The sequence below is a fragment of the Pedobacter cryotolerans genome (genome assembly GCF_005116475.1).
GTDB classification, from domain to species: Bacteria; Bacteroidota; Bacteroidia; order Sphingobacteriales; family Sphingobacteriaceae; genus Pedobacter; species Pedobacter cryotolerans.
This window is the reverse complement of the sequence record NZ_SWBO01000009.1, coordinates 48,478-61,324: the sequence shown is the minus strand read 5'-3', so window position 1 is coordinate 61,324 and position 12,847 is coordinate 48,478. Positions and strand designations below refer to the sequence as shown.

Annotated in this window: 11 protein-coding genes; 9 read left to right on the top strand and 2 right to left on the bottom strand. The window is 34.6% G+C overall.

The features are described from left to right. Positions 1-22: 22 nt before the first annotated feature. The 8 genes from FA045_RS14590 (at position 23) to FA045_RS14560 (ending at position 6,823) form a co-directional block, all read left to right on the top strand. Positions 23-1,141, top strand: a complete 1,119-nt coding sequence (locus FA045_RS14590; RefSeq protein WP_136877812.1) for a M42 family metallopeptidase — start codon at positions 23-25, stop codon at positions 1,139-1,141. A 218-nt stretch (positions 1,142-1,359) separates the two neighbouring features. Then, positions 1,360-2,049 carry an HAD family hydrolase gene (locus FA045_RS14585; protein ID WP_136877811.1) on the top strand — a complete coding sequence of 230 codons (690 nt, stop codon included), beginning with the start codon at positions 1,360-1,362 and terminating at the stop codon, positions 2,047-2,049. Beyond that, a complete protein-coding gene (locus FA045_RS14580) occupies positions 2,049-2,672 on the top strand; it encodes a CatA-like O-acetyltransferase (protein ID WP_136877810.1) in 624 nt (207 codons plus the stop codon). The genes FA045_RS14585 and FA045_RS14580 overlap by 1 nt, the downstream gene beginning before the upstream one ends. 9 nt (positions 2,673-2,681) lie before the next feature. Further along, on the top strand, positions 2,682-3,197 hold the full coding sequence (locus FA045_RS14575; protein ID WP_205943164.1) for a DUF6597 domain-containing transcriptional factor: 516 nt from the start codon (positions 2,682-2,684) through the stop codon (positions 3,195-3,197). Between the two features lie 14 nt (positions 3,198-3,211). Next, entirely contained in the window at positions 3,212-3,439 is a 228-nt protein-coding gene (locus tag FA045_RS18975; RefSeq protein ID WP_205943163.1) for a helix-turn-helix domain-containing protein, read from the top strand. A 202-nt stretch (positions 3,440-3,641) separates the two neighbouring features. Then, entirely contained in the window at positions 3,642-4,085 is a 444-nt protein-coding gene (locus FA045_RS14570) for a DUF1398 domain-containing protein (protein ID WP_225871352.1), read from the top strand. 209 nt (positions 4,086-4,294) lie between these two features. Next, positions 4,295-5,866 (top strand): helicase HerA-like domain-containing protein, encoded by a 1,572-nt coding sequence (locus tag FA045_RS14565; protein ID WP_136877809.1) that lies wholly within the window; start codon positions 4,295-4,297, stop codon positions 5,864-5,866. 57 nt (positions 5,867-5,923) lie between these two features. Then, positions 5,924-6,823: a nucleotidyltransferase family protein gene (locus FA045_RS14560; protein ID WP_136877808.1), complete on the top strand. Its 900-nt coding sequence runs from the start codon at positions 5,924-5,926 to the stop codon at positions 6,821-6,823. Positions 6,824-7,356: 533 nt separating this feature from the next. Here FA045_RS14560 and dnaK read toward each other — a convergent pair. Then, positions 7,357-9,258: a molecular chaperone DnaK gene (dnaK, locus tag FA045_RS14555; protein WP_136877807.1), complete on the bottom strand. Its 1,902-nt coding sequence runs from the start codon at positions 9,256-9,258 to the stop codon at positions 7,357-7,359. A gap of 530 nt (positions 9,259-9,788) precedes the next feature. Further along, entirely contained in the window at positions 9,789-10,991 is a 1,203-nt protein-coding gene (locus FA045_RS14550) for a class I SAM-dependent methyltransferase (protein WP_136877806.1), read from the bottom strand. A gap of 117 nt (positions 10,992-11,108) precedes the next feature. Between FA045_RS14550 and FA045_RS14545 the strand changes: the two genes are divergently transcribed. Next, positions 11,109-12,845: a GMC oxidoreductase gene (locus FA045_RS14545; protein WP_136877805.1), complete on the top strand. Its 1,737-nt coding sequence runs from the start codon at positions 11,109-11,111 to the stop codon at positions 12,843-12,845. The last annotated feature ends 2 nt before the right edge of the window (positions 12,846-12,847 follow it).

The window sequence follows — 12,847 nt, the reverse complement described above, 5'->3', positions numbered from 1 at the left end:
GACGATATTAAATAAAAAAATTATGGCAAAGAAAAAAGAAGAAGAAAACAAGAAAAAACATACTCCAGTTGTAACTAAAAAATCGGTTCAATTTCTAGAAAAATACATCAACAACCCCGCTCCTACTGGTTATGAGTGGGAAGGACAGAAATTATGGTTAGATTATTTAAAACCATATATTGATGAGAGTTTTATCGATAATTATGGTACTGCGGTAGGCGTTATTAATCCTAAAGCTGCTTTTAAAGTGGTAATTGAGGCACATGCCGATGAAATTTCATGGTATGTAAATTACATTACTAGCGATGGCTTAATTTATGTAATTCGCAACGGCGGATCAGACCATCAGATTGCACCTTCAAAACGTGTTAATATCCATACCGAAAAAGGATTGGTTAAAGCTGTTTTTGGCTGGCCAGCTATCCACACTCGCCATGGCGATAAAGAACAGGCTCCAGAATTGAAAAATATCTTTTTAGATTGTGGTTGCACCAGCAAAGAAGAAGTAGAAAAATTAGGCATACATGTGGGTTGCGTAATTACTTATGAAGATGAGTTTATGGTTTTAAACGATCGTTACTATGTGGGCAGAGCTTTAGACAACCGTGTAGGTGGTTTTATGATTGCCGAAGTAGCTCGTTTATTGAAAGAAAATAAGCAAAAACTACCCTTTGGTTTATACATTGTTAACTCGGTACAAGAAGAAATTGGTTTACGTGGTGCTGAAATGATTGCACAACGCATTAAGCCAAATGTGGCAATTATAACAGATGTAACACATGACACTACAACGCCTATGATCAACAAAATTACACAAGGTGATTTAGCATGTGGTAAAGGTCCGGTAGTTTCTTATGCGCCAGCAGTACAAACTAATTTGAATAAATTGTTGATTAAAACCGCAGAGAAAAATAATATTCCATTCCAACGTCAAGCTTCATCACGTTCTACCGGAACGGATACAGATGCTTTTGCGTACTCAAACGGCGGTGTACCTTCGGCATTAATTTCTTTACCATTACGTTACATGCACACCACGGTAGAAATGGTGCATAAAGAAGATGTTGATAATGTAATCAACCTAATTTATCAAAGTTTATTAAACATTAAAGCCGACCAAGATTTTAGAGAGTTCTCTTAAGAAAGGTTGAGGGTTTGAAGATAGAAGGTTGAGGGTTTTCCCCTCGGCCTTTTCTTGTCCGTAAAATCGTCTTTGCGAGGAGGCACGACGCGGCAATCTCCTTTTAAAATCTTTTGAAAAGCAAAACCTTTAAAATTATTTAATTCTTCAACCAGACTTAATCTTCTTCATTCCTTAATGTTAACATTCCCTACTTTTACTTCAAAACAACATCTAAAATGAACAATATTAAAGTCATCGCATTTGATGCCGACGATACTTTATGGGTAAACGAACCTTATTTTCGCGAAGCCGAAGACAAATTTTGTGCTTTATTAGAAGATTATCTGCCAATGCATAGCGTTGCCGCAGAATTATTTAAAATAGAAATAAGAAATCTTCCGTTATATGGTTATGGCATTAAAGGTTTTATGCTTTCGATGATAGAAACTATTTTAGAAGTTACTGAAGGAACTGCCAGTTTAACAATGATTGCAAAAGCCATCGAATTTGGCAAAGAACAACTCAATAAACCAATCGAATTGTTGGATGGAGTTGAAACAGTTTTATCAGCATTAAAAGAAGATTATCGTTTAGTTGTTGCCACCAAAGGTGATTTGTTAGACCAAGAAAGAAAACTGCAAAAATCTGGATTAGAAAATTATTTTCATCATATCGAAATTATGAGCGAAAAACACGAAAAGGATTACCTAAAATTATTAAAACACCTAGACTGCAAACCAGAAAATTTTTTAATGATTGGCAATTCTCTTAAATCTGATGTTTTGCCCGTACTGGCAATTGGCGCACATGCCATTCATGTTCCATTTCATACCACTTGGGCTCACGAAGTTGTAGAACATAATGTAGAACATGATAATTTTAAATCGGCAGAAACTATTACCGAAATACTAACCTTCCTTAAATAATGAAAAAGCTATTTGATTTAGAAAACTGGGCAAGAAAAGACCATTTTAATTTCTTTAATAGTTTTGATGAACCATTTTTTGGTGTTACTGTAGATATAGATTGCACCATAGCTTATGAAAAATGCAAAAAAGAAGGCATAGGCTTTTTCTTGTATTACTTACATCAATCATTAGCAGCAGCGAATGCTATTGAAAATTTTAGGTTCAGGATAGAAGATAACCAAATCTATGTTTACGACCAAGTAAATGCTTCTGCTGTAATTAATCGCCCAGATAATAGCTTTGGTTTTTCGTATATCGATTATTTTTCAGATTTTGATGAATTTCAGTCGTCAGCAAAACTAGAAATAGAAAATGTTAGAAATTCTAATGGGTTAAACCTCAATGGAAATAATGCCAATGTAATTCATATATCGGCTATGCCATTTTTAAAATTCACCTCTTTATCACATGCTCGCAGTTTCTCTTTTAAAGATAGCTGTCCAAAATTTTCATTTGGCAAAATGACAGATGAAAATGGCAAAAAAACGATGCCACTTTCTATTCATGTTAATCATGCATTGGCAGATGGCTATCATGTGAGTTTGTTTGTTGATGAATTTCAAAAACGGATGAATCTATAATCAACTGTTATGAGGTTTGAAAAGATAATTCCTTCAGATAGATTAAAACCCTACATTAAGCATTTGATTATCTCAGAAGCAACTGATGATGCTAGCTATAAAGTTTTTGCAACAACAGGCTTAGTTATTGGTTTTCAATATAAAGGAAAATTAGCCTACCTAAATAAAAACGAGGAAAATAATCTAGCAGCCATTGGAATTACTGGTTTACAAGACCAATATAAAATCTTTAAACCATCCGTAAATATTGGATCTATATTGGTTTTCTTTAATGAAATTGGTGCAGCTCATTTCTTCAAAAATCCAATTAACGAACTATTTAACCAAAGCATAAGTCTTGATTATTTACTTGCAAAAGCAGAAATAGATAAAGTAGAAGATTTGCTAAATAAAGCAACTACAGACCAACACAGAATAATGGTTGTAGAAAACTTTCTATTACAGCACTTATTAAATAAAAAAGAAGATTTATTAATTACGCAAGCCATTAATACATCCATCAAACAAAAGGTAATATTAAAATAAAACAACTTAGCGAAATGCTATTTATTAGCCAAAGCCCTCTAGAAAAACGTTTTAGACAAATTGTTGGCACAACACCTAAAAAGTTTGCTTCCATTATACGTTTCAATTCGGTGTTAGAAAATCTTAAAGAGAAAAAACCTTTTGCGGTTATCTGTGATGAAAACAATTACTTCGATCAAGCACACTTGATACACGATTTTAAAAATTTTACTGGAGAAACACCAGATAAATTCGAAAAATAAACGATTTTTTACAATTTTAATTTTGAACAAAAACAGAATTTTGATCAAGAAACTGTTTAAAAATATTTCATAAAAATCAGTGTCAGTCTGAGCGTAGTCGAAGACCCTTACATTAAACCCTTCGACTACGCTCAGGGTGACTACTCATTATGAAAATTATTTGGTTGAAATTTAAACAGTTTCTAAATTAAAATTATTCATTATGGCAGTATACGCAATGGTTCAAAACAACACAAATGATGGTGAAAAATTCACCTTAGAACAAATTAAAGCAGCACACGCTAAAACTAGAAGTGGTGCAGATTTTCCAAACTATATCCAAGAAATAAAAGAAATGGGTGTAATTGCTTATGAACATTTTCTTTCAGATGGGCATATAAAATATCATGGAGAAAATGAATACACCATCGCTGCTCCGCCAAAATGGGAGGCAAAAAAAATCAATACAGATAGCGATAAAGAAGATTTAAAAGCTATATTAAAAATTCACCAATCAGGCAAAACCGATTACCTAACCTTTTGTGCCGAAGCTGCCGAAATTGGTGTAGAAAAATGGATTTTAGATATGAAAGAAATGACTTGCACTTATTACGATTTGCAAGGCAACAAAATGCTAACGGAGAAAATACCGGCCAATAAAGCTTAGAAACTGTTTAAAAATTTAGGAAGAAAAAACATATGGTTCGTGAAGACACAAACCAAGGCATCAAGCCGTGGTACGTGTCTCCACGTACAACAAGACTGTGAGAAAATATCAACCTAATAAACCATTAGTAGATGATTATTAATTGCATTAATACCTATTTCAAATCCCATAAATCTTTCTTAATTTAAAGCCGAAAAACATCATACACAATGAGTGATAAAAAGACTTTATTTACAGAAAAGATTAAAGCATCTTATGCCCCAACTGGAGCATCGATATATTTAGGCGCTGGCATTTTAGATGGCGAGGTTTTAGCAGAAGCTGAAGTGAATTTACCATTACGCATGATGAACCGCCATGGTTTAATTGCAGGTGCAACAGGTACTGGTAAAACCAGAACTTTACAATTACTAGCCGAACAACTTTCTGATGCTGGTGTACCAGTTTTTATGTTAGATGTTAAAGGCGATTTATCTGGTTTAAACCAAGCTGGCACAACAAACCCAAAAATTGAAGATAGAGCAAAACAATTAAACAAACCTTTCACTCCTACCGGATTTCCGATTGAACTGTATTCGCTTAGCGGAAAAACTGGTGCGCAAATGCGGGCAACAGTAACAGAATTCGGCCCTGTTTTATTGGCTAAAATATTAGAGCTAAACGATACACAAACTGGTGTTTTGGCGGTTATTTTTAAATATGCTGATGATAACAAAATGCCTATCGTTGATTTAAACGATTTAAAAAAGTTATTAGGTTATTTATCAGAAGGAGCTGGAGCTGCAGAAATTAAAAGTAGTTATGGATCCATTTCATCGGCAACTTCTAGTACCGTGTTAAGAAAAATTGTAGCTATTGAGCAGCAAGGTTTAGGTGGCATGTTTGGCGAAACTTCTTACGATATAGAAGATTTATTTAGCCGAATTGACGGAAAGGGAGTAATTTCTCTTTTAAATATTGCAGATGTGCAAAATCAGCCTGTTTTATATTCTACTTTTTTATTGAGTTTATTGGCAGAAATTTATCAGGCAATGCCCGAAGCAGGAGATTTAGACAAACCAAAATTAGTGTTCTTTTTTGATGAAGCTCACCTCCTATTTAACGATGCGCCGAAAGCATTTTTAGAACAAGTAAATACCATCATCAGGTTAATCCGTTCTAAAGGAATTGGTGTATTTTTCTGCACACAATCTCCAATGGATATTCCAGAAACGGTATTGGCTCAATTAGGTAACAGAGTACAACATGCTTTAAGAGCCTTTACACCAAACGATGTAGATGCATTGAAAAAAACCGTTAACACTTATCCAAAATCTGATTTTTACGAAATAGATAAAATGTTAACCGCCTTAGGAACTGGTCAAGCTTTGGTTACGGTGCTGAATGAAAAAGGTATTCCGACAGAAGTTGCCGCTACTATGTTAACGCCACCAAGAGCTATTATGGGACCAATGGCAAACATTGATTGCGAAAAATTAATGCAGGCTAGTCCGTTATTTACAAAATATCAAAAAACAATTGACCCTGTTAGTGCGTTTGAAATGTTAACTGATAGAATTAATCAGAAAATGGCTGAAGAAAATGAAGCCAAAGCAGCAATTGAAGAACAAAAAAGAGAAGAACAAGAGAGCAAACCTAAGCCTGGTGAAAAAAGCATAGTTGAAAAAGTAATGGGCGCCACAATTACCAGACAAATTGGAAGAGAAATTGTACGTGGCTTATTCGGCATGTTAACTGGCAAAAAACCAAGAGCAAAAAGCGGAGGTTTCTTTGGCTTCTAATTTATATAGTACTAAATGGCTATTAAAAGTTAATCCTCAAATCACTAATTTCGCAATATGAAACCTACTTTATTAATATTAGCTGCCGGTATGGCAAGCCGCTACGGAAGCATGAAACAAATTGATGGTTTTGGCCCTAACGGCGAAACCATAATTGATTATTCAATATATGATGCAATAAAAGCCGGCTTTGGCAAAGTTGTATTTATCATTAAAGAAGAATTTGTAGAAAATTTTAGAAGCATTTTCGACCCTAAATTAAAAGGTAAAATTGAAGTTGATTATGTTTTTCAGAACTTTGATTTGAGACAATTTGGTATTGAAGAAGAAATCTATAGAGAAAAACCATGGGGAACAGCTCATGCAATTTTATCTGGAAGAACAGTAGTAAAAGAACCGTTTTGCGTAATCAATGCTGATGATTTTTACGGTTACGATGCTTTTAAAAAAATGGTCGACTTTTTAAATGATGAAGCAAATGATAGTAATTTCTCTATAATTGGCTATCAAATAGGTAAAACTTTATCTGATTTTGGCGCTGTTTCTCGTGGCGTTTGTAAAGTTGATGAAGCTGGTAATTTGAGTGAAATTATAGAGCGTACTAAAGTTTACAAAGATGGTGAGGCTATCGTTTTTGAAGAAGATGATAAAAAATACCCTTTAGATTTCGAAACACCAGTTTCAATGAATTTTTGGGGCTTTACACCAGCAGTTTTTAAAATTACGGAAGAGTTATTTAAAGAATTTGCAATGGCTAATAAAGATAAACCAAAAGCTGAATTTTTTATTCCATTAATTGGTGAGAATTTAGTAAAAACAAACAGTGCAACTTTTAAGGTTGTTCCAACTGCTAACCAATGGTTTGGTGTTACTTATAAAGAAGATAAACCTTTCGTTCAAGCCAGTATCGATCAGCTTGTAAAAGATGGAGCATATCCAGAGAAACTTTGGAACTAAATTTTAAATTAATAATATTTAAAGGTTCGGGTTATAACTCGAACCTTTTTTGTTTTTAACATAGTTGAAAAATTTTAATACTCCTATTTAGGTAAGTTTGCATTAAAAACTATCCCAAAAGCATTTTGCTTGGTTATTTAAACCCGACAAAAGCGGAAATGTTTTTTGTTTCTTGCGTTGCAGTCATGCCGAAATGAGGAACGATTGAGGCATCTGTTATTTTAGAACTTCTAACTTACAGATTTAGCTTCGCTGAGCACTTCGTGGTTCTCCCTGCGCTCGAAATGACGAAAAACAAAAAATATTGTAGCGAATGGCGGAACTGATCTTGGCATGAAATACTTCTATTCATTTTCAAAAACATCAACCATATAAGGCTTATGAGTAACATATATTAACTTACATTTCTTATATGGTTAATAATGAAATCACTCTGTTTTTACTAAACTAAAAAAGCGTCACTGAAATTAATCAGCAACGCTTTTTATATTATAATTCAACTGAAAATTGTCAATTGAAAACTGAGAATTGACTTATTTTTTCTCTTCGTCTTTCACTTCTTCAAATTCAACATCAGTAACAGTATCGCCACCTTGTTGTGCATCAGCTTGTGGTGCTTCACCTTGAGGTTGCTCACCAGCTTTGTACATTTCTTCAGAAGCTACATTCCATGCATTTTGCAATTCTTCTTGAGCTGCATCAATATCTGCAAAGTTACGTGTTAAATGAGCTGCTTTTAATTTCTCTAAACCAGCTTCAATTGGTGCTTTTTTATCAGCAGATAATTTATCACCAAACTCTTTCAATTGTTTCTCAGTAGAGAATATTAAGGCATCAGCACCGTTAATTTTATCTGCTTCTTCTTTTTGTTTAGCATCAGCTTCTGCGTTAGCTTCAGCTTCCTCTTTCATTTTCTTGATTTCTTCATCAGTTAAACCAGAAGATGCCTCGATACGGATTTTTTGCTCTTTACCAGTAGCTTTATCTTTAGCACTTACGTGTAAAATACCGTTTGCATCAATATCAAAAGATACTTCAATTTGAGGTACACCACGTGGCGCTGGCGGAATACCATCTAACATGAAACGACCAATTGTACGGTTTTGAGCAGCCATTGGACGCTCGCCTTGTAAAATATGGATTTCTACTGAAGGCTGATTGTCTGCAGCTGTAGAGAAAGTTTCTGCTTTTTTAGATGGAATTGTAGTGTTAGATTCAATTAGTTTTGTCATTACACCACCCATAGTTTCGATACCTAAAGAAAGTGGAGTAACATCTAATAACAATACGTCTTTAACTTCACCAGTTAAAACACCACCTTGAATAGCTGCACCAATTGCAACAACCTCATCAGGATTTACACCTTTAGAAGGCTCTTTACCGAAGAAAGCTTTAACAGCATCCTGAATTGCAGGAATACGAGTTGAACCACCTACTAAGATAATTTCGTCGATATCACCAACTTTTAAACCAGCATTTTTCAAAGCAGATTTACATGGATCAATCGTACGTTTAATTAAATCGCCAGCTAATTGCTCAAATTTAGCACGACTTAAAGTACGCACTAAGTGTTTTGGACCGCTAGCATCAGCAGTAATATATGGTAAGTTAATTTCTGTAGAAGTAGTGCTTGATAATTCAATTTTAGCTTTCTCAGCAGCTTCTTTTAAACGTTGCAAAGCCATTGGATCTTTAGCTAAATCCATGCTGTTTTCAGCCTTGAATTCTTCTGTTAACCAATCAATAATAATGTGATCAAAATCATCACCACCTAAGTGTGTATCACCATCAGTAGATTTTACTTCGAAAACTCCATCACCTAACTCTAAAACAGAAACATCATGTGTACCACCACCACAATCAAACACAACAATTTTCATGTCTTTGTTTGTTTTGTCTAAACCGTAAGCTAAAGCAGCTGCAGTTGGTTCGTTAATGATACGTTTTACAGTTAAACCAGCAATTTCACCAGCTTCTTTAGTTGCTTGGCGTTGTGCATCGTTAAAATATGCAGGTACAGTGATAACCGCTTCCGTAACTTCTTGACCTAAGAAATCTTCAGCAGTTTTTTTCATTTTCTGCAAAATCATCGCCGATATCTCTTGTGGAGTATATTTACGATCATCAATCTCAACACGTGGCGTGTTATTATCACCTTTAACTACTTTATAAGGTACTCTACCAACTTCTTTCGAAACCTCAGCAAAGCTAGAACCCATAAAGCGTTTAATAGAATAAATTGTTTTTGTAGGGTTCGTTATCGCCTGACGTTTAGCAGGTTCTCCTACTTTACGCTCGCCGTTTTCTGCAAAAGCAACAATAGATGGCGTTGTACGCTTACCCTCACTGTTGGCTATAACTACAGGTTCGTTACCTTCCATTACAGAAACGCAAGAGTTTGTTGTTCCTAAGTCTATACCAATTATTTTTCCCATTTTATTTTTTATTTCTTGTAAATTTTTAATGTTTACAAGCATAATAACAAGCAATGTGCCAATTGAGTTTTGGCAGAAATAACACAGAAATGTCTGTTAAAATGTAATAATTAAGGCAATATTTGGCTGACACGTTGGCAGAAAATGGATAAAAGGCAGAAGGAAAAAAGTTTAAAGGCGTTTTAGAAAACGAATGTCAGTAATTCTTAGCAATTTCAGCCCTGCTGTGCACTACAATCTTTTTGTCGACCTTTCAACCGTCCTTTCGAACGCATGTGAGAAATCTTTATCCTATGCTTCCCTACTTACAGATTTCTCAGTCGTTCCTTCTTCGAAATGACGACACCAAAAAGTATTTTCGTTACCATCAGGTTTAAATAACAAAAGCCTTTGCTAATAGGTAAAAATGTGGCTAAAAGCCTATGGCAAATTTCATGAAACCGTCGGTAAGTAATATGCAAAATCTTTTAACTCATTGCCGTTGGATTCAGCCAATGGAATTATGGAAAAGTATATTGGCTTTAGCCAAATCATAAATCCAACAATCGCTCTAAATGATGGTAATCAATTCCAAAATAAGCTTTAGTTTCTTTAATTTTTTGCAAAATCTCTTCCTTACGCCTCGTCTCAGAAGTCCCCTTTAGGGGATTTAGGGGTTTTACACCCACCACCAAAACATTCTTCGGTGTATGTGCATCAGAAATAAATTCAAACACCTTAGTTTTGTATCCGTAGTATTCTAAAATCAAAGCTCTAATTCCATCAGTAACCATTTCTGCTTGGCGCTCTAAGAAAATGCCATATTTAGTTAAAAAGGAAACATCGTTTTTAACTTTATGCTTTTCTATTTCTCTTCTAATTTGTTTATGGCAGCATGGTGCAACAACAATTAATTCGGCACCAGCTTTTATCCCTTTAAAAATTGCATCATCTGTAGCGGTATCGCAAGCATGTAAAGCAATTAACAAATTAATTTCCTTTACGTTATAATCTTCAATTGTTCCTTCAACAAAATGCAATTGTTTAAAGTCAGCTTGTTTAGCAATATCATTACACAAATTCACTAAATCTTCTCTAAACTCTACTCCCGTTACCTTAGCTTTCAAGTTTAATTGTTGATGTAAATAATCGTACAAAGCAAAAGTTAAATAACCCTTACCAGAGCCCATATCTACCACATTCTTTATGGTTCCCTCTGGCAATTCCTTAATTAAAGAGCTTAAAATTTCAATATATTGGTTAATCTGCTTGTATTTATCTTGTGCGTTCTTAAACACATTTCCCTCTGCATCAGTAATTTTTAGCGCATGCAAATAAGGGTTATTACTTGGTTTTATAATTCGTTTCTTCTCTTTATCATGAGCAATACTTACCTCTAGTTTTTTACCAAGTGCTCTTTTTCTTAATTTAATAGCACCTTTTTTGTCGTGCTCAATGATTACCTCTTCATCTACTGTAAATAAAGTTCCAATCCTAAAATCATTACTTAATAAATTTTTTACCAATTTTAAACCATCATCAATTCCAAAATTTTTAAAAATGTCTCTCGTTTTATAACGGTAATTAAAAGAAAGCATATCAGCTCTTTTAATTTTTACCTTTTTGATATAAATATTTTTAAGTTCTTTTTCGTTGCCATTATAGTTTCCTAATGATAATTTAACCATTGTAGAAGCCTTAATACTCGTACTTAAAACACTATTAAATTCACTAATAAATTCTGCGTTTATCATATATCTAAATCGATTTAGTTAACAATTAGGATACAATAAAAAAATAGCTCCTTTAAGTTTCACTTTCACAAAATTAAACTTTAATTTAGGATATCGTTAAATATCTAACCATTTATAATGAGCGATTTTCAGATAAAAAAATCTTCTATAGTTTATGATGCCATCATTGTTGGCTCTGGTGCTGGCGGCGGAATGGCAGCCTACGTTTTGGCACATGCCGGACAAAAAGTTTTAATGCTTGAGGCAGGACAAAATTTTGACCCCAGAATAGATTCACATCAAATGAAGTGGCCATGGGAGTCACCACGTCGTGGCGCTGGTACAACCAGACCATTCGGAGATTTTGATGCTTCTTACGGCGGCTGGCAATTAGATGGCGAGCCATATACCAAAAAAGATAAAACTGAATTCGATTGGTTTAGGTCGCGTATGTTGGGTGGAAGAACAAATCATTGGGGCAGAATTTCATTAAGAATGGGCCCTGAAGATTTTAAGCCAACAGATGGTTTAACAGAAGATTGGCCAATTACTTATGATGATGTTAAACCTTTTTATGATAAAGTAGATCGTATGATTGGGATATATGGCACAGTAGAAGGACTAAAGAATGAGCCAGATGGCATATTTATGAAACCACCCAAACCTCGCTTAAATGAACTTTTTATTAAAAAAGGTGCAGAAAAAGCTGGTGTTAAAGTGATAACTGGTCGCGGTGCGGTAATGACAGAATCAATTAAAGGCAATAACGACCGTGCACCTTGTTTTTACTGCGGCCAATGTGGTAGAGGTTGTAAAGTTTATGGAGATTTTTCTGCTTCATCTTGTTTAGTGATGCCTGCACAAACCACTGGTAATTTAACCGTAATAACTGACGCGATGGTTAGGGAAGTAATAACCGACAAAGACGGGACTGCAAAAGGCGTTTCATATGTAAATAGAATAGATTTACAGGAATATCAGGTTACTGGAAAATTGGTAATTTTAGGAGCAAGCGCTTGCGAATCAGCCAGAATTTTATTGAACTCAAAATCATCTCAACATCCCAATGGACTGGCAAATAATAGCGGTGTTGTTGGTAAATATTTACACGATTCTACTGGTGCAGGTGTATATGGTTTTCTTCCTCAATTAATGGATAGAAAAAGATATAACGAAGATGGACTTGGTAGTATTCATATCTATTCTCCATGGTGGCTCGATAATAAAAAATTAGATTTCCCACGTGGCTATCACATTGAATATGGCGGAGGAATGGGTATGCCTTCTTATGGTTTTGGTGGTGGCGTTGCATCAATGAATGGCATGGTTCCAGATAAAAGTGGAAAAATGAAAGAAGCAGGTGGTTATGGTGCTGCCTTAAAAGAAGATTATCGACGCTTTTATGGAACTAGTGTTGGTATGGCTGGCCGTGGAACAGCAATTGCAAGAGAAGATAACTATTGTGAAATTGATCCTAGCGTAGTAGATAAATTTGGTATTCCGGTTTTAACGTTTCACTACAAATGGGCTAAAGAAGAAATTCTACAAGCTAAACACATGCAAGAAACCTTTCTTTCTATCATGAAAGAAATGGATGGTGTAGTTACTTCTAAAATTCATGGTCCCGAAACAAATTATGGTCTTGAAGCTCCAGGAAAAATCATACACGAGGTTGGCACCATTCGTATGGGCGATGATCCGAAAAAATCAGCGTTAAACAAATATTGTCAAGCACACGACTGTAAAAACTTATTTGTAGTTGATGCTGGCCCATTTGTACAACAAGGTGATAAAAATGCAACATGGACAATTTTAGCTTTATCTATGCGTACTGCAGAATATATTTTAGCTGAAAAGAAAAGACAAAACTTATAATC